Annotated in this window: 14 protein-coding genes, 1 tRNA gene and 1 pseudogene; 8 read left to right on the top strand and 8 right to left on the bottom strand. The window is 43.7% G+C overall.

The features are described 5' to 3' along the window. Positions 1-95: 95 nt before the first annotated feature. Together NL646_RS03060 and NL646_RS03065 are read right to left on the bottom strand one after the other, a co-directional pair. A complete protein-coding gene (locus tag NL646_RS03060; protein WP_005498481.1) occupies positions 96-1,409 on the bottom strand; it encodes a methyl-accepting chemotaxis protein in 1,314 nt (437 codons plus the stop codon). A 278-nt stretch (positions 1,410-1,687) separates the two neighbouring features. Continuing rightward, positions 1,688-2,881: an acetate/propionate family kinase gene (locus NL646_RS03065; protein ID WP_005483382.1), complete on the bottom strand. Its 1,194-nt coding sequence runs from the start codon at positions 2,879-2,881 to the stop codon at positions 1,688-1,690. 360 nt (positions 2,882-3,241) lie between these two features. Between NL646_RS03065 and NL646_RS03070 the strand changes: the two are divergent. Beyond that, a pseudogene (locus NL646_RS03070) lies at positions 3,242-4,781 on the top strand (putative bifunctional diguanylate cyclase/phosphodiesterase). Between the two features lie 78 nt (positions 4,782-4,859). On the opposite strand, the gene NL646_RS03075 reads toward NL646_RS03070, so the two are convergent. Beyond that, complete coding sequence (locus NL646_RS03075) at positions 4,860-6,779, bottom strand: DEAD/DEAH box helicase (RefSeq protein ID WP_025547263.1); 1,920 nt, start codon at positions 6,777-6,779, stop codon at positions 4,860-4,862. A 379-nt stretch (positions 6,780-7,158) separates the two neighbouring features. On the opposite strand from NL646_RS03075, the gene rnb reads away from it, so the two are divergent. Together rnb and NL646_RS03085 are read left to right on the top strand one after the other, a co-directional pair. After that, positions 7,159-9,165, top strand: coding sequence for an exoribonuclease II (rnb, locus tag NL646_RS03080; RefSeq protein ID WP_253663830.1), 2,007 nt, complete (start codon positions 7,159-7,161; stop codon positions 9,163-9,165). Positions 9,166-9,236: 71 nt separating this feature from the next. After that, positions 9,237-10,040, top strand: coding sequence for an AraC family transcriptional regulator (locus NL646_RS03085; protein WP_017448088.1), 804 nt, complete (start codon positions 9,237-9,239; stop codon positions 10,038-10,040). Positions 10,041-10,044: 4 nt separating this feature from the next. On the opposite strand, the gene NL646_RS03090 is transcribed toward NL646_RS03085, so the two are convergent. Then, complete coding sequence (locus NL646_RS03090; RefSeq protein ID WP_237462050.1) at positions 10,045-10,398, bottom strand: DUF3024 domain-containing protein; 354 nt, start codon at positions 10,396-10,398, stop codon at positions 10,045-10,047. 256 nt (positions 10,399-10,654) lie between these two features. Between NL646_RS03090 and NL646_RS03095 the strand changes: the two genes are divergently transcribed. Further along, positions 10,655-11,482 (top strand): phosphate ABC transporter substrate-binding protein, encoded by an 828-nt coding sequence (locus tag NL646_RS03095; protein ID WP_005462121.1) that lies wholly within the window; start codon positions 10,655-10,657, stop codon positions 11,480-11,482. A gap of 54 nt (positions 11,483-11,536) precedes the next feature. Here the strand turns inward: NL646_RS03095 and NL646_RS03100 are convergent, their stop codons facing one another. Then, on the bottom strand, positions 11,537-12,217 hold the full coding sequence (locus NL646_RS03100) for a MaoC family dehydratase (RefSeq protein WP_005462115.1): 681 nt from the start codon (positions 12,215-12,217) through the stop codon (positions 11,537-11,539). A 329-nt stretch (positions 12,218-12,546) separates the two neighbouring features. Between NL646_RS03100 and NL646_RS03105 the strand changes: the two genes are divergently transcribed. Next, a tRNA-Ser gene (locus tag NL646_RS03105) sits at positions 12,547-12,637 on the top strand. 24 nt (positions 12,638-12,661) lie between these two features. Here NL646_RS03105 and NL646_RS03110 read toward each other — a convergent pair. After that, positions 12,662-13,615 carry a LysR family transcriptional regulator gene (locus NL646_RS03110; RefSeq protein ID WP_253663831.1) on the bottom strand — a complete coding sequence of 318 codons (954 nt, stop codon included), beginning with the start codon at positions 13,613-13,615 and terminating at the stop codon, positions 12,662-12,664. A gap of 135 nt (positions 13,616-13,750) precedes the next feature. On the opposite strand from NL646_RS03110, the gene NL646_RS03115 reads away from it, so the two are divergent. Genes NL646_RS03115 through NL646_RS03125 form a run of 3 tightly spaced genes read left to right on the top strand, consistent with a single transcriptional unit; the run spans position 13,751 to position 18,324 of the window. Next, positions 13,751-14,989 (top strand): anaerobic sulfatase maturase, encoded by a 1,239-nt coding sequence (locus tag NL646_RS03115; RefSeq protein ID WP_071652716.1) that lies wholly within the window; start codon positions 13,751-13,753, stop codon positions 14,987-14,989. An 8-nt stretch (positions 14,990-14,997) separates the two neighbouring features. Continuing rightward, complete coding sequence (locus tag NL646_RS03120) at positions 14,998-17,367, top strand: arylsulfatase (RefSeq protein ID WP_253663832.1); 2,370 nt, start codon at positions 14,998-15,000, stop codon at positions 17,365-17,367. Between the two features lie 21 nt (positions 17,368-17,388). Continuing rightward, positions 17,389-18,324, top strand: a complete 936-nt coding sequence (locus NL646_RS03125) for a LysR family transcriptional regulator (RefSeq protein ID WP_367618097.1) — start codon at positions 17,389-17,391, stop codon at positions 18,322-18,324. Positions 18,325-18,436: 112 nt separating this feature from the next. On the opposite strand, the gene NL646_RS03130 is transcribed toward NL646_RS03125, so the two are convergent. Continuing rightward, complete coding sequence (locus tag NL646_RS03130) at positions 18,437-18,610, bottom strand: hypothetical protein (protein ID WP_020835079.1); 174 nt, start codon at positions 18,608-18,610, stop codon at positions 18,437-18,439. A gap of 57 nt (positions 18,611-18,667) precedes the next feature. Further along, on the bottom strand, positions 18,668-20,218 hold the full coding sequence (locus NL646_RS03135) for a PAS domain-containing methyl-accepting chemotaxis protein (protein WP_253663834.1): 1,551 nt from the start codon (positions 20,216-20,218) through the stop codon (positions 18,668-18,670). Positions 20,219-20,395: the final 177 nt, after the last annotated feature.

Raw genomic sequence — 20,395 nt, forward strand, 5'->3', positions numbered from 1 at the left:
TTGCCTTCCTCACTATAAACGGTATTCGCGAAGCGAGGAAGGGAAACTAGAACCGAGAATGGGCTCTTTGAAGCAGAAGTTTTTGAAGCGATTAATTACAAGGTGCGGTTGAACTGTGCGACAGCTTCAACCACTCGGCTTGCTCCGTCTTGGATATCGTTCATAACATTGCCCGCCTTTTCAGACAGCTCTAACGTATCAAGCGCCTCTTTTTGACACTGAGAAATCAGTGCAACAGCGTTATTGGTGCGCTCTAGGTTTTCCGTCACCATCGAGACAATCTCATCTGTCGTGGTATTGGTGCGCATGGCAAGCTGGCGTACTTCATCGGCAACTACCGCGAAACCGCGTCCATGATCGCCGGCGCGAGCGGCTTCTATTGCCGCGTTAAGTGCCAACAAGTTCGTTTGGTCAGCAATTCCGCTAATGCTATTCACCAGTTCACTGATTTTCGATGAGTGAGCTTTCAAATCTTCAATGGCGGCATTGGCTTGCTGCATTTGCTCTGAAAGGGTCTGCATTTTCTCAAGGGTAGAACCGATTACTTGACGGCCTTGGACGGTTTGAGTGCCCGTTTCCTGAGATACTTCATTCGCCAACTGCGCCGCTTGCGCCATGGATTGCTCTTGAAGCACTTGCTGAGTAATGTTGGTCGCAAATTTGACCACTTTGTACAGCTCGCCTCTGTCGTTATGGATCGGGTTGTAAGAAGCTTCCAACCACACGACTGAGCCATATTGGTCTACGCGTTTGAATCGGTCGGTAACAAACTGCCCACTTGCCAGCCTTTTCCAAAAATCGTGATACGCCGAAGAGTTTGCCTCTTCTGGCAAACAGAAAATTCGGTGATGCTTACCCACGATTTGTTCATGCTTGTAACCCATCGTGCTGAGGAAGTTATCATTTGCTTTAAGCACTGTACCGTCTAACGTAAATTCAATGACTGCCATCGAGCGGCTCAGTGCATTCAGCATGTCTTCGTACTCGCGCGATGTCGTGATCGTTCGAGTCAGTTCAGAGGCAAACACAAAAAAGCTCTCAACCTGGTCACTTGTGTTTCGCACAGGCTGAATAACCACTCTTAACCACGCTTCTTCACCATCCCCCTTGGTGATTTGAAACGCGCCATTCCAGAATGCTTTTGCTTGAACCGACTGTTTCATGCGGTAAAAGTGGTCAGTATTTCTAACGTTTGATGGTACAAGGTCAGAAATATGCTTCGCCAAGATGTCCTTATCTGACAGTGAAAGTTGCTGCAAAAACTTTTGGTTTGCCGATGTGACGTTGCCTTTCGCATCCAACGTCAGCCTTAACATTTCTTCGTCTAGGCTTTGCTGGATCTGTTGCAGGCTGTAGAGCTCTTGTTTTAATCGTTGGTTTTCTTGTTGAAGCGACTTATTAAAAAACATTACTTTCCCTTACTCGACCAATCTATTGATTAATCAAAGGTTTATTATTTATATCTATACAGCTCGATATTACTCAGGTAGCAGTATACTGGAATTTAGACTTGGCTCACAATTAATTACATTAATATCACTAGAGGACATTTGTTAATCAATGTGAACGACAAAATCGCAATCAGATTCGGGCAAGACGCTTATATGAGGAAAGTGAAGTGATAGATCAAAAAAAGCTCTTTCCTTACGGAAAGAGCTTTGACTTAGTTCCCAAAATTTTTGCCGTTTTACAGCAGTTCCACCGACTGTTGAGCGATTACCCACTCTTCGTTGGTAGGAATAACCAGTGCTTTCGCACCTAGCAACTCAGATGTAGCAATCACACCTGCGTTACCAAATCGAGCGTCTTCGTTACCTTTCACATCTTCAACAAAACCTAGCAGTTTTAGGTTTTTCAGAATTTCACGACGAATTGGCATAGAGTTCTCGCCAATACCGCCAGTGAAGATGATGCCGTCGAATGAATCAAGCGCAGCAAGGTAAGAAGCGATGTATTTAGACACACGGTATGTGAACACTTGGAATGCAAGGGCAGCGCCTTCGTGGCCTTCTTCCATTGCTTCCAAAATACCGCGTGCGTCGCTTGTTAGGCCAGAAACACCTAAGAAGCCAGAAGCTTTGTTCAGTGAGTTGAACACTTTCTCTTGAGACCAACCTTTCTTCAGAAGGTACTCAATGATGCCTGGGTCAAGGTCACCACAACGTGTACCCATCATTAAACCAGACAGCGGAGTGAAGCCCATAGACGTATCTACAGATTCACCATTGTTGATTGCACAAACAGAAGCACCGTTACCTAAGTGAACAGAGATGAAGCTCGATTCTTCAATCGGCTTGTTGATCATCTTCGCAGCTTCGCGACTTACAAAGTAATGACTTGTGCCGTGGAACCCGTAACGACGAATGCCGAAATCAGTGTAAAGTTCTTTAGCGATTGCACCAGTGAACGCACGTTGAGGCATTGTTTGGTGGAACGCTGTATCGAATACTGCAAATTGTGGAAGGCTTGGAAACGCTTCAACAGCAGCACGGATGCCGATAGCACCAGCTGGGTTGTGAAGTGGAGCAAGGTCTGCAAGCTTCTCAATTTCTTGTGTAACTTCTTCAGTAATACGAACGGTTTTAGTGAATTTCTCACCGCCGTGAACAATACGATGGCCCACAGCAACGATGTCTTGAGCTAGACCTAACTCTTCGGTTAAACCTACTAGTTTGCCGATAGCGATTTTGTGATGGCTATCGTCACCTTCGATGGAGATTTCCTTTTTTTCACCGTTGAATTTCCAGCTCATACGAGCGTCTGATAGACCAAAGCATTCGCCCAGACCACTTAGCACCGCGTCACCCGATACGGAATCGATGACTGCAAATTTTAGTGAAGAGCTACCAGAGTTGATCACCAGTACAAACGAATTAGACATGTAGTTATCCTGTTGTGGAGCAGAGGTTGTAATTGCGCTTCCGCGCTGCGTACTTCTTGTTTGCTCCCCTATTATTCAATAATTTTTTAATCTTTCAACAATCTTTTAGTGAAAGCGATTTGATTGAACAAATTTTGTTGATCTATAGCAAGTTTTGATTTTATTTGAAGTCTAAAAAATATGATTTGTTAAAGCTAATTTATGAATTGGTCAATTTGTACAAATTCAAACCTATGAGCTACGTTGTTTATTGGATGTATAAAAATAACAATCTCATCAATAATTCGGGGTAATAGCGTGCCCACAATAGCCTTTTTATTAGTGATCTTAGGTTTGATTTTGCTCTGCTGGGGATGGCAGATGACAAAAAATATTTGCTCGAAAACAGAGGTACCCGGGTGGACATGGCTGTTGATGTTAATAAGTTGCTTCATTTTTGCGTATGCTGCTTTCTTGCACGCAATCATGAAAAAACCGGTGGCATCATTGCTTGAAACTGGTGTTTCTTTGCTCTTATTCGGTGGCAGTATTTTTGTCGTTTTAGTCATCAAGTGGAGCAACGATTCCATCTTAGAGCTACACAGCGTCGCGGAGCGAGAAAAACGCAATGCGGTTCATGACTCCCTGACAGGGCTTCCCAATCGCAAGTATTGCTTCGAACTGATTGATGACAGAATACAATCTGGTGACCCTTTCTCTGTCATTCTGTTTGACGTAGTGAACTTTAAACAAGTGAACGATGCGATGGGACACTTCTGCGGAGACCAGTTACTGATTCAGATTGGTCAACGATTGCAAGACAAGCTCAAAGGGAGCGACAAGATCTTCCGCGTGGGGGGGCGATGAATTTGTCATTCTCACCTCTTCCGCCTGTGAAAAAACGGGCACAGAACTTATCGAAAGCCTAGATTGCGCCCTCTCTGCACGCTTTCACCTAGATGAGTTCCAAGTATCTTCACGTGTCGTGTTTGGGATAAGCACCTATCCTTACGACGCGATCTCAAATGATCTTTTGATTAAACATGCCGACATTGCCATGTACCACGCCAAACGTAACGGCAATTTATTCGCATTTTATCATGATGATATGAACGTGGGTGCCAAGTACCAACTTGAAATTTCCTCTCGCATTCAATGCGCGTTAGAGAAAGAAGAGTTTCAGTTGTACTACCAACCCTTGATTGATGCGAACACCAATTTAGCTGTCGGATTCGAGGCAGTGATCCGTTGGCACGATGAAAACGGGAAAACTATCTCACCCAACGACTTCATCCCTATCGCGGAGCGCAGCAACCAAGTCCACAACATCACCATGTGGGTATTGGGCCAGGTAGAAAAAGATCTCAAAACCTTTATCGAAAAAGGCATTAAGTTGCCCGTACACGTGAACCTTTCAGCCAAAGACCTCTCTTCGAACCTTCTTTTCCATCGTCTTGAGAAACTGCTTGAAAACAATCCGCAATTTGCCGATCTGATCAGTTTGGAAATCACGGAAACCATGGCAATAGATAGAGTTGTAGAACTCAACCCACTCATTCACCAAATTAAAGGATTAGGTATTAAAATCAGTTTGGATGACTTCGGTACGGGGTACTCGTCGCTTTCTTTATTGCGGGATCTGCCTGTGGATCAAATTAAAATCGACCGTTCGTTTTTGTGCACAGCAAATCGCACAGAAGGCTCTCGTTCCATCGTAGAGAACACGATAGCTCTAGCACATGGTTTAGGGTACTCAGTGGTAGCGGAAGGCGTTCAGGACATGGACACGCTGTATTTTTTAAGAAGCAGAGGCTGCGACATCATTCAAGGCTACCTATTTTGCCCTGCGCTGCCGCTGAATGAAGTGATTAATTGGGTTAACGAGCACGACGACAAACAAAGTCATACCCGACGCGCATAAATAAAAAAGCCGAGCTTAATGCTCGGCTTTCAAATCAATCTCTACAACAATTTATGTAACTGTGTAGTACTGCGCTGATTATGCGTCTTGAGTGCGACGGCCACGGCCGTGACCACGTTCGCCACGGTAGTTACCACGGTGATCACCACCACGGTTACGATCGAAACGACGTTCGCCACCTTCACGGTTACCGTCACGGTTACCACGGAAGCCACCTTCACGACGACCGCCTTCACGACGCTCACCACCACGGTTGCCACCTTCGCGGTTACCACGGAAACCACCTTCACGACGACCGCCATCGCGACGACCACCGTCACGGCGACCACCACGAGACTCGCGGAAATCGTCGAAGTCACATACTACAGCACCAACATCTTGTTGACGGATACGCAGTTTGCTTAGCTTGCTCGCAGCTTCAGAAGTCATTGCTTTTGGTAGCTGAACGAATGTGTGACCTTGCGCTAGCTTGATCGCACCGATAGAACCTTTACCTAGGCCTAGTTCGTTTGCTAGAGCGCCAACGATATCTTTAACTTGAACGCCTTGCTCGCGACCAACTTGAAGCTGGTAAGTATCCCAGTCTTGGTTGTTGAAGCTACGACCGCCTTCACGACCACCTTCACGGCGTTCTTTACGACGCTGCTTGTCACGCTCAATTGCTTCAACCATTGGGTCTTCGCCAATGTAGAACAGAGGACGTTTACCTTGTTGACGCTTAAGAAGCATTGCAGCAAGCATCGCAGGGTCGATTTCTAGAGAAGTTTGTAGTTTCTCTACTAGCTCTGCGAACTTGTCTAGTGCTTTGTGCTCTTTCTCAGCTTCCAGTTCAGCCGCTAGCTTGTTTAGACGAGCTTCTGCAACTTGGTCACGTAGAGGAAGTTGGATTTCTTCCATAGATGACTTAGTCACGCGCTCGATAGTGCGAAGCATACGGATTTGGTTAGTGCGAACTAGAAGGATCGCTTTACCTTTACGTCCTGCACGGCCAGTACGACCGATACGGTGGATGTAAGACTCAACATCGAATGGGATGTCGTAGTTAAATACGTGAGTGATACGTGGAACATCAAGACCACGTGCAACAACGTCAGTTGCCACTAGGATGTCGATAACACCTTGTTTGATGTGATCAACAGTACGCTCACGTAGGGACTGAGGAATGTCACCGTGCAGTGCAGCAGCTTTGAAGCCACGTGCAGATAGCCAGTCAGCTAGACGCTCGGTGTCTTGACGAGTACGTACGAATACGATTGACGCGTCAGTTTCTTCAGTTTCAAGAAGACGAGACATAGCTTCATCTTTCTCTACACCTTTCACTACCCAGAACTGCTGTTGAACTTTGTCTACAGTGTGGTTTTTACCAGCAACGTCAACAGTTACAGGATCACGTAGGAAGCGCTCAACAATGTTTTTCAGCATTGGTGGCATAGTTGCAGAGAATAGAACGCGTTGTGCTGATTCAGGAGCGTGCTCCATGATTGCAGTTACGTCGTCCACGAAACCCATGTTTAGCATTTCGTCCGCTTCATCAAGTACGAAAGTATTCACTTCGTCAAGATGTAGACGTTCACGGTTGATAAGGTCTTGAACACGGCCAGGAGTACCAACAACAACGTGTGCACCGTTTTTAAGAGCACGCATTTGATCTACGATAGATGCACCACCGTAGATTTCTAGAACTTTAAGACCCTTGATGTTTTTACCAAGGTTTTTCATTTCAGCCGCAACCTGGATCGCTAGCTCACGAGTTGGAGCAAGAACGATTGCTTGTGGTTTACGTTGATCAAGATCTAGCTTGTTTAGAAGAGGCAGAGAGAATGCTGCCGTTTTACCTGTACCCGTCTGTGCTTTACCCAGCGCGTCAGCACCTTCCAATAGGTGTGGGATTGCCGCAGCCTGAATTGGAGTTGGTGACACGAAACCCATTCCGTCTAGAGCAGAAAGGATAGAATCATTCAGAGATAAATCGCTGAATTGAATAACAGAATCTTGCATTGGGATCCTACTTAATTAAACAAAAAAACAGTCCCATATGCTCTTCCAATTCGATACTGATTCATCCAGTTACTAAATCCATTCAGACAGGAGTTAGCACAGTACACAACCGCGATAAGCCATTAGGGACGACTAAGGGAGGCGGATTATTCCTTAAATGCATAAAAAAAGCTAGAAAAAATTGAATTACATCACAATTTATTCTCACTAATGGTAATATCCGCATAAAAATCCACCTACCGCCCGTTTCTCCGAAGAGAAAAGCACCGTTGAGCTGTTTAATTCCTCAATAATTCACAGCGAATTTGTGTGCTTTAGGTAGTAATAATAGCCCGCAATGATTATAGTGTGGCCAACTCCATTGGTAAGTTAAGAAAAGATGTTTCAAGATAACCCGCTATTAGCCCAGCTTAAGCAGCAAATCCAAGAAAACCTGCCTAAAAAAGAAGGTTCAATCAAAGCAACAGATAAAGGCTTTGGTTTCCTGGAAGTGGACAGCAAGACCAGCTTCTTCATCCCACCAGCGTACATGAAAAAGTGCATTCACGGCGACAAAGTCGTGGCCATCATCCGTACTGAAAATGAACGTGAAGTCGCAGAACCACAAGAGCTGATCGAACAATCTCTTACTCGCTTTATCGGTCGAGTAAAGATGTTCAAAGGCAAGCTAAATGTCGTGCCTGACCATCCTCAACTAAAGAAATTGTCTCTAAAAGCGAAACTAAAGAAAGGTTTAAAGCCTGACAACTTCGCGGAAGGTGATTGGGTTGTAGCACATCTTGTTCGTCACCCGCTAAAAGGCGACAACACGTTCTTCGTTGAAATTTCAGAGAAAATCACTGACGCTGACGACAAAATCGCACCGTGGTGGGTAACGCTAGCGCAAAACGATCTACCAAACTCAGAACCTGCTGGCATTGAGAACTGGGAATTAAAAGATGACGCCGATCTAGAGCGCATCGACATGACTCATGTTCCTTTCGTCACAATCGATGGTGAATCAACCAAAGATATGGACGACGCGTTGTACGCGAAGAAAACAGAATCTGGTGATTTTGAGTTAACTATCGCGATAGCTGACCCAACTGCTTACATCACACCTGAAGACGAAATGGATAAAGTCGCGCGTGAACGTGGTTACACCATTTATCTACCAGGCCGTAACATCCCGATGTTACCTCGCGACCTAGCGGACAACCTATGCTCTCTAATTGAAGGCGAAATCCGCCCAGCAATCTGCTGCACCGTAACAGTCAGCAAAGACGGTGTGATTGGTGACGATATCAAATTCTTCGCTGCAAACATCAAGTCACACGCGCGCCTAGCATACGATCACGTTTCTGATTGGCTAGAAAACGGCAACTCTGACGCATGGCAACCTTCAGAAGAAATCGCAACTATCGTACGTGATCTATACGAGTTTTCTCTAGCTCGCGCAGAATGGCGTGAGAAAAACGCAGTCGTATTCCCAGACCGTCCTGACTACCGTTTTGAGCTAAGTGAAGACAATGACGTTATCGCTATTCACGCTGATATGCGCCGCAGTGCAAACCGTCTTGTTGAAGAATCGATGATCACAGCGAACATCTGTGCAGGCCGTACACTGCGTGAAAAATTTGAAACTGGCGTATTCAACACTCACGCAGGTTTGAAACCAGAGAAAATCGAAGAAGTTGTGCAACTCGTTAACCCTGAGGGTACGCTAGAATTCACAGCAGAATCGATTGCAACGCTTGAAGGCTTTGCGGCTCTACGTCGTTGGTTAGCGGTTCAAGAGACATCTTACCTAGACAACCGCATTCGTAAGTTCCAAGCATACAGTGAAGTGGGTAACCAACCTCTTCCTCATTATGCGATGGGTCTAGACATTTATGCGACTTGGACATCCCCAATTCGTAAATACGGCGATATGATCAACCACCGTATGCTAAAAGCGGTGATTCTAGATAAAGAACCAGTACAAAAACCTGACGATCAAGTGGGTGAAGAACTGGCACTGCACCGTAAGCACCACAAAATTGCAGAGCGTAACGTGTCTGATTGGCTATACGCACGCACTCTTGCGGATGAACCAAGCAAGCAAACTTGTTTCACAGGTGAGATTTTCGATATTAATCGTGCTGGTGCACGTGTTCGACTTCTCGAAAATGGTGCAGCAGCCTTTATTCCTGGTGCCCTGATTCTTAATAATAAAGAACGAATTGAGTGCAATGGCGACAACGGCACAATCTCTATCGATAAAGAGGTGGTGTATAAGCTGGGTGACACATTGGAAATCGTTCTTGCGGACGTTAACCAAGAAAACCGCAGTTTAGTTGCAAAGCCAACACAGGTATTTGCTGATCAACCAGCAGCACAAACAGAACAAACTGTAAGTGAAGAATAATACCGAATGAAGTTTAAAGGCGCTCAAATGAGCGCCTTTTTTATTTGTCATGGAAAACGATAAGAACGAATATGCCGAACATTGAGATCATTCGCTTTAACCACTTCACTGCTCGCAAAAGTGAACGTTACACCGCCACCCATAACGGCTTATATGTCGTAGAAGAAGGCGCATTGGTCGTCCACCAGCCAAATGGCGAACAATTTGAACTACAAGCTGGCGACTTTACCCTATACAACTCTTCTGACTTAAGAAGTGCAGAAGCCATACCTGGCGAGAATGGCTTTAAAGCTGTCGCGCTAGTCTTTGACATCAGCCTATTTTGCGAGTTTAAGAAAGCACACCCTGGATTGCATTCAGAAGCAGAACACCGACGCTTCTACCCTTTCTCGCCAGAATCCAATTCAGAAATCACACAGCTTAAGAATACGTTATTGGCTTTAGCCAGTCGTAATGCACCTGATTACACTCAGAGCCACATCGCAATGGCGCTACTTTCTCTTATGGTGGAAGTTCAGCCAGACATTCTTTCGATCATTGACGATGCAAGCAGCCTAACAGCGTCTCAAAAGGCCATTAAGTACATCGAAAAGAACATTGAGAAGGATATAACGTTAGAAGGCCTAGCGGCGCACATGAGCATGTCTATTGCGACGTTAAAACGCCGCCTTGCAGCCGAAAACCTTTCTTTTTCTCAGATATTAAAAGTGAAACGTATTAACTACGCGGCAACACAACTGCGCGTTTCACAAAAATCGATAACAGAAATCGCATTTGAATCTGGATTTAAGAGCGCTGCTCACTTTAGTACCGCATTTAAATCCATTTACAACATTACCCCAAAAGACTTTCGTAATCAGGTAGTAAGAGGTTAATCCCCTACTCCCAAAAACACGCTTGAGGATCGCTTTCAAGTTCGGCAAAGAGATCTTCAAGCGTGTGACTATGCGGCAACTTTTTGTAAGGAATCCATCGAATCTCTTCTGAGCGAGAGGCAGGAACATAAAAGCGCCAAAGCTGAGTCTGAGAATCAAATAGAATTTTTGCAATTGGCGAGGTGTATTCACTGTGTTGTGAATCTAGCAAGAAATGCGCATGGTGAAGTTCAACGCCGTTTTCAATTGGCTCATAAAGACATTTTCCTTGCTCTACCGGCAAATTAGCATTGCGCGCCGAACAAAGAATCTGAACCAGTTTATATAAGCGGCTGGTTGCCATTTGAGAAACAGACATGACGTTCTCCTGATAGGTAGTTTTTAGTATACACCCAAGCGCCATTTAAGGCTGACTTCACCAACGTTCCGTTTACAGACTTCTCAGAGATTACCATCTCACCCTCCAAGGAAACACTACGTACATCACCACTTTGCTCAAATAACGTGATAAACACGCTGCTGTTTCACATTCGAACAATCTTTTCTGATTCACAAAAGTGTAACCTGAACGCAATATCATAAGCGCTGCTTTATACCGTATATGGAGTTTAAATATGTTACGTTTTACTGTGGCAACTTTACTAGCCATGGCTGTCTCCCTTCCTTCTGCTATGGCGAAAGAAGTCAACATTTCAGGTTCAACTTCCGTTGCTCGCGTGATGGACGTACTCGCCGAAGAATACAATAAGACACATCCAGATAATTACATCGCTGTACAGGGCATTGGTTCTAGTGCGGGGATCACCATGGTGAACAAAGGTGTCGTGAAACTTGGTATGAGCTCTCGCTATCTGACAGAAAGCGAAAAAGGCGAAGACTTGAATGTGTTTCCAATTGCTTACGATGGCCTTGCCGTTGTTGTGAACCGTACAAACTCTGTGACTAACCTTTCAGCACAACAACTGTTTGACATCTACAAAGGCGAAATCAAAAACTGGAAAGAAGTCGGCGGCGCGGATCAACCGATAGCAGTTGTCACGCGAGAAGCATCTTCTGGCTCGCGCTACAGCTTTGAGAGTTTGTTGGGTCTCACCAAAATCATTAACGACCGTCTGGTTTCTGATATCAGCCCAAACAACTTAGTTGTAAATAGCAACAGCATGGTTAAAACCATTGTGAACCATAACACACGTGCGATTGGTTTTATTTCGGTGGGGTCTGTAGACCTTTCTGTGAAGGCGATTCAGTTTAACGGGATTGAACCAACAGCAGCGAACATCGCAAATCACAAATACAAGCTGGCTCGACCATTTTTGGTGCTTTACAAAGTCGACTCGCTAGATCAAGCAGGCAAAGACTTTGTCGCGTTCCTAAAATCGGAAGCGGGACAAAAAACCATTGCTGACTACGGGTACATACCGGTTAAAAACTTTAACCAGTAAAAACAAAAAAGAGAGCATTGAAATGCTCTCTTTTTTATTGATTCGAATATGTTTTTAGAAGTGCAATTGAATCACAGATACCACTACCGCACCTGGGCGTCTTACACCTTCAATTTCCACTTTGATTTCACGCTCGATCTCTAAACCTTTTTTGATAGGCGTTACTTTAGTCAGTGTACTTACTGCACGCACGTTGTTACCAGCTTTAACTGGGTAAGGAAAACGCACTTGGTTCAAACCTAGATTCACAACCAATTTCGCTGTCGGAAATAATGGTTTATCCGCATCAACTGAGTCCGTCAGTTTAGGCAGTAGAGCCAACGTCAGGAAACCATGCGCAATAGTTGTTTTAAAAGGTGATTCAACAGATGCACGCTCTGGGTCAGTATGAATCCATTGCATATCTTCTGTTACCGCACCAAATTGATTGATACGCTCTTGAGATACATGAACCCAGTCACCCGTATGGATCACTTCACCGATCTTACCGCTTAGCTCGTCATACAGTTTTTGAGCCTCTGGCTGAAGAACAATCGGCGCAGGTTGAGGAGCCACTTCTTCATTTACTGCAGGCTGATTATGGTCGCGCACATTAGAAAACAAAAAGCTGTTTTGTGCCTTGCCCAAAAAGTCACTCCAGTAATCGCGTAGCGTTGGAGACATCCAATTCATAAACTCGGATTGATGAGCAGAAATCGCATCAACTTTGTCTTTAAATAGATTTGTGACCTTCATAAACACCCTTAGAAAAATTAAGCACAACTGGCTATACCAGTTAATTTTGAATTAGTTCACAAACTGTTGCAAACACTTTCGGGCGAACACATGTATCCTCAAAGCCTATAATTTGTTATTTTTCATAAAGATAACAATAAAACACCATTTTATTGATTAGCACTAGGATAAAGTAAAAACTCTACATTTAGGTGCGTTTCGCGTTGTTTTTACTCACTTTCAGTGTTGCTCACTATTACATCGGCGTCTAGAAAATCATCAAACGGCACTTCAATTGTAATTCAGTGCTTTACAACGACTACTCCACTCCCTATTATACGTCCCGCAACGGAGAGATGGCTGAGTGGTTGAAAGCACCGGTCTTGAAAACCGGCATACGTTAATAGCGTATCTAGGGTTCAAATCCCTATCTCTCCGCCACATTTAGAAAAAAGCCGTTGATAATCAACGGCTTTTTTCGTATCTACTGTCAAACTTCTTGTTATACACATCTAGAAAGTCATTCATCAGCTTAGAAATGGTACTGTGTAACCACACAATCATAGGATCGTTTTTGTAGGCCTTGTCGTATATAAAGCCAAACTCTTTTTCTTGCAGCGGCAGAAACACCTCATCGCTCGAAGTAATGTAGCTAAATTTTTCACCCAACTGTTCTGCTATATAGATTGAACAAGGAAACAATAAGTCTGTCGTCTCAACGGCATTGATAATGACATTGATATGCGTCGTTTTAAGTTTTACTTTGAAATCGATACCGTGACTTAACAGCAATCTTGAGAGTTTATCTTGCCGCTCATTCCAATGCTTTTGCAAGTGGATAGCCAGAGGATAAGACGCGATTGCCTCCAAGGATATTGACTCGTTATTAATTGGATGATCTTTTCTACAGACCATAACCGACATATCTTTTCCGACTTTTCTTTGGACTAAGTTTTTATTTAAATTTAATGGAAAATAATGAATTCCAAAATGAACGAGATGATTATTAATTCGATCTGGCGTTAACTCATTCCAATCTTCAATGGTTAATTCTATATTCGGCGCGTTCTCTGAAAAGTATTGAATTATTTCTGGGGCTAGCCAATATGCGATGTAACTATTCATCGCTATATTGATTTTTATATCTGATGTCGATGGATCAAAAGACATATCCTCAGTTAATTCATCAATATCATGAATAATATTATTGAGTTTGGCACGTATGGAGATTGCTTTTGGCGTTAGCTCCATCCTGCCGTTTTTTCTGGTAAGTAATTCATCCTGAAATATTTCCCTTAAGCTTCTTAGAGTTCGGCTCACCGCAGAAGCACTTGTCGACATTTGGTTTGCTGTTGCTGTGATACTTTTTGTTTCCAAAAGTAACGCCAACGGTTTCAGTAAGTTATAGTTAAATATCATGTCTAAACTCTCTCACAACGCTCCCTAAAAACATAATATCAATTTTGATAAGTATCAAGTATCACTATTATCAATTGTGGACAAGAACATATTAATTAAACTAGTTCCATCTTGGTTGGAGTAGAAGAATTCCTTATGGCTGGTTTACATACTACAGTGAAAGTTGTTGGCTCAAAATGCAACTATGATTGTCAATATTGTTTTTATTTAGAGAAGGACCTGCTCTTAAAATCTAAAAAATCAATGAATATAGAAACGCTAGAGACTTATATTAAAAATTATATTTCTAGCCAAGATACGCCTATTGTCGAGTTCGCATGGCACGGTGGAGAACCTACATTGATAGGCATTGATTTTTTTGAAAAGGCTGTTGAGTTTCAAAAGCAATACGCTAACGGAAAATTAATAAAGAACACAATTCAAACCAATGGCTCTAAATTAAACAGTGATTGGTGCCGATTCTTTCGAGAAAATAACTTCTTGGTTGGATTAAGTTTAGATGGGCCTGAGTGGCTTCAAGAAAAATACCGAACCAAACAAGGAAAAAGTGCTTTTAAAGAAAGCTTTTCTGCATTAAAGCTTCTACAAAAAATGAACGTTGAATACAACGTTTTGGCATGTGTGACCAAAGAGTATTGCAAACATGCTGAGGCTATCTATTCATTTTTCCGAAAGAATAAGGTGAAACATATTCAGTTCTCACCTCTTGTCGAATCTTCCCCGTCACAAACAGAGCAAGCTCGTGGCCAGCACTTTGGTAGCAATCTGATTTTCTCGACAGACAAACGCCATACAGATCCTCAGAAATACGAACCTATCGCCTGGTCTGTTGATGCCAAAGAATACGGACGTTTTCTCACCGACGTATTTCATCTTTGGGTTTCTCAAGATGTGGGAAAAGTCTTCATTTCGAACTTCGAACAGGCATTAACACAATACCTTGGCAACCCCTCTCCAAACTGTATTCATGCAAAAAAATGCGGCTCGTCTTATGCCGTTGAAGCAAATGGCGACGTTTATTTCTGTGACCATGTCGCCTACCCGGAGTCGAAACTCGGCAATGTATTCGAAACATCGTTGCACGAGATGTCGCTGAATCACGAACTTCAGTTCAATAAAGAATCCCGCTTATCTGTGCGATGTAAACAATGCCAGTTCTTGTCTCTCTGCAACGGCGGCTGCCCAAAACATCGCTATCTCTCCGACACTGGAGAGCATGAAAACGTCCTTTGTGATGGTTATTTCTATTTTTTCAGCTCAGTAGAAAAGTATTTGCAAGCAATGACGACGCTCTTAGCTCATGGCTATCCAGCAAGCTATGTCATGCAAGCATTAGACGGCCCTTTAATCCTAACACCCTCTAATAAAAGGTAATCAATTAAATGGATATTTTGAAAACAACGGTGACCATCACCGGAGCGCTCGCTCCGTGTTTGGTTGCGGCAGGAACGGTAGACAGAACAAAGCTCCCAATTCCTGACATTGAGCCCCAAACTTACACTCAACTCGACGTGCGAGATGTTCAGCGCCCCGAGCCAACTCGCCGAATAGCGGCACCAAAAGATGCACCTAACGTGCTTGTTATCTTGTTAGATGACGTCGGTTTTAGTCAGTCATCCCTTTTTGGTGGTGCAGTTGATATGCCGACACTTGATGCGTTGGCTAAACAAGGTCTTATCTATAACCAATTCCATACAACCGGCGTAAGCTCTGCAACTCGAACTGCCTTACTTACTGGCCGCAATCATCACCAAAATAATATGGGTTCAATTGCCGAAACATCGACGGCCTTCCCTGGCAATACAAGCGTTCGACCAAACTACATCGCTGCCCTACCAAAAATTTTGAAATATAACGGTTACAGCACGGCAATGTTTGGTAAAAACCACGAAATTCCAGCTTGGGAGACAGGGCCCGCAGGTAACCAAACGCTTTGGCCTTCTGAAGTGGGTTTCGACAAATTCTACGGCTTCTTCGGTGGTGAAACCGACCAGTTCCAACCAGTGTTGATTGACGGTAATACGCGCATTAAAACGCCGCGTAAAAAGAACTATCACTTCACAGCAGATATGACCGACCAAACTATTGAATGGTTGAACCTGCAGCACAGCTATAATGCTGACCAACCGTTCTTCGCTTACTACGCTACGGGTGCCGCACACGCCCCTCATCAGGCCCCAAGAGAATGGATTGATAAGTTCAAAGGCAAGTTCTCAATGGGCTGGGACAAACTAAGACAAGAGTCGTTTGAACGTCAGAAGAAGTTAGGCATTATTCCACAAGATACGGTTTTGCCACCAATGCCAGACTTTGTGCCTCGTTGGGATTCTCTCTCATCTGATGAAAAACGTGTCTTCGAACGCCAAATGGAAGTTTATGCAGGCTTCTTAGCACACACTGACCATGAGATCGGTCGAGTCATCGACACACTCAAGAAAAATGGTGAATTCGATAATACCTTAATCTTCTACATTGTCGGCGATAACGGTGCGAGCGCAGAAGGCAACCGTAACGGTAGCTTCAACTCACTAGCGTTCTATAACCTCATCACGGAAGAACCTAACCGCGTGCTAGAAAACATCGATAAGCTAGGCGGGCCAGATAGCTTCCCACACTACGCTTCAGGCTGGGCCGTAGCGGGTGACTCTCCATTTACTTGGACAAAGGGAATGTCTTCAGACTTTGGTGGCACTCGAAATGGTATGGTCGTGAGTTGGCCTGCGGGAATCGATAACAAAGGCCAGCCTTTGCGCGATCAATGGTCTCATGTTGTAGATATTGCTCCGACAGTACTAGAAGCCGCTAATTTACCAGTTCCAAAAGAAGTCGATGGTGTTGAGCAAATCCCGATGGCAGGCGTGAGCTTCACTAATACATTTAAGGAAACAAAAGCACAAACACGACACAAACCTCAATATTTCGAACTGGGAGGTAACCGTGCCATCTATCACGAAGGATGGCTAGCGCGTGTTACTCACTGGGCTTTAACTGAGGGGTCAACTAAGTTTAGAGACCTACAAGATGATAAATGGGAATTGTACGACACAACGAAAGATTTCTCTTTAGCCAACGACTTAGCAAAATCTAACCCTCAAAAGCTTGAGGAGCTGAAGAAGTTATTCGATAAAGAAGCAGAGAAAAACCATGTCTACCCTATCGATGATCGCACAATGGAACGTGTGAACGCAGAAATTGCGGGCCGACCTGATGCTCTGTTTGGTAAGAAGAGCCTAACGCTTTATGAAGGCGCAAGAGGCATCCCTGAAAACTCCTTCTTAAATATCAAAAATAAATCGTTTGATATTGTTGCGGACATTTCAACAGACAATGCGTCAAAGACTAACGGTGTGATTATCGCGCAAGGCGGTAACTTCGGTGGTTGGACGTTATATGTGAAAAATGGCGTCCCAACCTTCGAATATAACTGGTTAACCTACGAGTACACTAAAGTCTCTGGTTCTAAACTAAAAGAAGGCAAGAACGAGATTAAAGTGGCATTCCGTTACGACGAGAACGGCCAAGGTGGTAAAGGTAACGCAGCTGGCAGAGGTAAAGGCGGTAACGTTTATCTCTACGTGAACGATAAGCTTGTTGAGAAGAAACTTATCCCTAACACAAACAGCCGCTTGTTCTCGCTCGACGATGGCGTGGGTATTGGTGAAGATGAAGGTGGCGCGGTGAGTAAAGACTACCAAGCACCATTCGAGTTCAATCAAAAAATTGAACAAGTCACAACCTCTATCGTTCAATAGCGATAAATCTCCTGAGTCATTATGTTAATAGTGGCTCAGGAGTCACTTCGCACTCCCGTTGATTTCCCCAACAATTCATTACTCGAGTTCAAGATGTCCAAAGCCATTGACCTAAACTTAATCAATACATTTATTGTGGTGACCGAGTGCCTTTCTTATACGAAAGCGGCGGATAAATTAGGTGTAACTCAGCCAGCGATAAGTGCTTCCATTAAACGGCTAGAGCGCACAACAAACACAAAGTTATTTACGAAACGAGGGCGAAATATTGAGCTAACCAGCACGGCCCAGAAATGGCTACCTCAACTACAACAAGCGCTGAGTGTAATCGATAGCGTGATCACCCAACCTACTCCCTACAATGTGTACTGTTCAAATATCTATCCGGCTCAGCTATCCAAGCTTGAAAATGTCTTTTTTCATGAGTCAACATTAAGTGAAAACCATTTATTCTCTCTGCTTTACAGCAATGAAGCGGATTTACTACTGGGGGATATTGAAAGCAGAGAAGCGTCAATTATAGTGGAAGATGTTTGTCGAGAGCCTTGTGTTGTTATATGTCGAAACGGTCATCCAAGGATTGACGATCACATCTCCACCGAGATGTTAAGCGACGAAAAACATTGCGTACTTGCCAGTAAATGGAGTTTTGATACTGAGTTTGAAAAACATTTGGGCTTGATCGTCAAATCAAACAATATCGATTCTATCGCATCTAACTATTTGGGTATTCTCACCCACGTAGCTCAAAGCGACTGCATCGGAGTCATTCCGCTATCTTTGGCAAAGAAATGGGGAAAAACCTTTAATATTAAGCATTTTACTTCCCCTTTTGGCGCTTGCTTTATTCAATATCAAATCGCATACCACCAACGAAAAGTGAACTGTAAAAGGCATGGAGCGATGCGAGCGTTGATAAAATCTAGAGTATTAGAAGGTCAACAACGTATCATTTAATCAATTGATTCCTCCCTACTTTTCAACAGATTTTATTGACAAAAAAGCCGTTGTTCATCAACGGCTTTCTTTTCACTTTCATTGCTTTAATACAACTGATTAATGAGAAAAGCTAAAAAGCGATACCTATCACGGCTTCCAACATTTTTAACTCTTCATGAGTCAAAAAATCTGTCGATTGCCTGCTGAGCACACTGCTATTGAATTCAACTATTGCTACATTCTGTTGCTCGTCTTTTTCATTTTTTGGTTGCTCCGGGGAAAAGTTGGCATTTTGCGTAACCATATTTGCTCCTACCCTATGCTTTATTTAGAGAAGCACTAAGCCATTTACTTCCGCTGCTTATGCGAATTTTTTTATCATGTCAGAGAGTTCATTCGTACAGTTTTGCACTCTGCTGTTCATCTGGTTGGTTTCTGTCATCAGATCATACGACTCGCTGTATTTCAAATTGAGCGATTGGATGTTCTCATTGATTTCATCCGTGACGTAGACCTGCTCTTCGATGGCGACGGCTATCTGTTGATTTCTTTCTACAACATCTTGGATCAACGACTCTAGTTGCTGAATGCTCTCAAGCGCCGTTCCAAGCAAAGTGACCGTCCCTGTAGACATCTCGTCGCCTTTCTCCAACGCAGAAACCGCAGACTTACTGCCATGTTGAATGCTCTCAATCGCAGATTTGATCTCTGTTGTGGACTCTTGAGTTCGTTTGGCAAGCGTTCTCACTTCATCCGCGACTACCGCAAAACCACGACCTTGCTCGCCTGCCCTTGCCGCTTCTATCGCAGCATTCAATGCCAGAAGATTGGTTTGTTCGGCAATTCCATTAATCACCTCAATAACCGTCCCTATTTGATCCGTTTGTTGATTCAAACGCATCACCACTTTCGAAATCTCACCCAACTCGCCAACAAGATCGAGAACGGAATGGTTAACGTTATCGATAACATTGCGGCTATCGGTCATGGTGTTTTGCGCTTTCAGCGTTGCATCTGCGGTTGCTTGAGCATTATGAGATATCTCGGAAGACGACGCTTGCATCTCATTCACTGCGGTTGCAACAGAATCAATTTCGATTTTTTGCGCGCTTAGGTTTTCAGTAACGCGCTCACTGTTATCCGCCGCGCTATCGGCATTCGTTTTCGTCTCTTCACAGGAATCTTTTACCGAAACTCCTACTCTACCTAACAAGGCGTTCGCGAACTGCTTCCTCATTTTCATAGCCAGTTCGATTTCTGCAAGATCATTCACTTTCCCGCAGTGTATGTATTCCATCAGCGGGTTATTGAAATCCTGTCTTGCTTGTTTAGCCAGCTTCTCAATTGGTCTGGTCAACATGTAAATGGATAATGCCGAAAGTAACGCTGCTGCGCTGAAAGCCACCATTGGTGATTGATTCATCTCTAGAAGTAACAAGCCCAAAAAGTTCGAAATAAAAAGGAAAAAGGCAGCTCTCATCCAAAGACGTGTTCGAGGTAGGTAAAGTTGAAGCGGTTTTTTATCATTTCGCAGTTTCGCGTAAGCTTTCTCTGCGCGTTTGACATAAATACGTTCTGGTTTAAAACGGACAGATTGGTATTCAACAATTTCACCGTTGTATTTGATTGGCGATGCAAACGCATCCACCCAGTAATACCCTCCATTTTTTCGTCTGTTTTTCACCATTCCCATCCAATGTTTCCCAGCTTTGAGATGAGACCAGAGGTCTTTAAACGCCTGTTTAGGCATATCTGGATGGCGAACAACGTTATGTGGTTTTCCTATCAACTCTCCTTCTTCAAAGCCAGCAACTTCATTAAAATGCGCACTGGCATATTTGATGTAACTTGATGGGTCGGTTATGGAAACGAGACTGTAGCTCGCAGGATAATCGTATTCCTTTTCACTCATATACATGCATCCTTACATTTAATAAATAAGTGCCACATATGAGTGTAGCAGCATAATATCCATACGCATAATGATGACTATATGGAAATATTACCGCGACTTATTCAACAGAAGATTCGTTACATAAGTCTTTCGTTTCTGGTCGTAACAATCTTTGCTTTGGTTAAAATTAATACT

The organism is Vibrio sp. Y20_XG_PY13, from assembly GCF_024181925.1.
Lineage (GTDB): Bacteria > Pseudomonadota > Gammaproteobacteria > Enterobacterales > Vibrionaceae > Vibrio > Vibrio parahaemolyticus.

Coding starts and splice junctions, on each gene's coding strand:
- NL646_RS03060 (WP_005498481.1), bottom strand. CDS start 1,409: ATGTTTTTTAATAAGTCGCTTCAACAAGAAAACCAACGATTAAAACAA.
- NL646_RS03065 (WP_005483382.1), bottom strand. CDS start 2,881: ATGTCTAATTCGTTTGTACTGGTGATCAACTCTGGTAGCTCTTCACTA.
- NL646_RS03075 (WP_025547263.1), bottom strand. CDS start 6,779: ATGCAAGATTCTGTTATTCAATTCAGCGATTTATCTCTGAATGATTCT.
- rnb (WP_253663830.1), top strand. CDS start 7,159: ATGTTTCAAGATAACCCGCTATTAGCCCAGCTTAAGCAGCAAATCCAA.
- NL646_RS03085 (WP_017448088.1), top strand. CDS start 9,237: ATGCCGAACATTGAGATCATTCGCTTTAACCACTTCACTGCTCGCAAA.
- NL646_RS03090 (WP_237462050.1), bottom strand. CDS start 10,398: ATGTCTGTTTCTCAAATGGCAACCAGCCGCTTATATAAACTGGTTCAG.
- NL646_RS03095 (WP_005462121.1), top strand. CDS start 10,655: ATGTTACGTTTTACTGTGGCAACTTTACTAGCCATGGCTGTCTCCCTT.
- NL646_RS03100 (WP_005462115.1), bottom strand. CDS start 12,217: ATGAAGGTCACAAATCTATTTAAAGACAAAGTTGATGCGATTTCTGCT.
- NL646_RS03110 (WP_253663831.1), bottom strand. CDS start 13,615: ATGATATTTAACTATAACTTACTGAAACCGTTGGCGTTACTTTTGGAA.
- NL646_RS03115 (WP_071652716.1), top strand. CDS start 13,751: ATGGCTGGTTTACATACTACAGTGAAAGTTGTTGGCTCAAAATGCAAC.
- NL646_RS03120 (WP_253663832.1), top strand. CDS start 14,998: ATGGATATTTTGAAAACAACGGTGACCATCACCGGAGCGCTCGCTCCG.
- NL646_RS03125 (WP_367618097.1), top strand. CDS start 17,389: ATGTTAATAGTGGCTCAGGAGTCACTTCGCACTCCCGTTGATTTCCCC.
- NL646_RS03130 (WP_020835079.1), bottom strand. CDS start 18,610: ATGGTTACGCAAAATGCCAACTTTTCCCCGGAGCAACCAAAAAATGAA.
- NL646_RS03135 (WP_253663834.1), bottom strand. CDS start 20,218: ATGAGTGAAAAGGAATACGATTATCCTGCGAGCTACAGTCTCGTTTCC.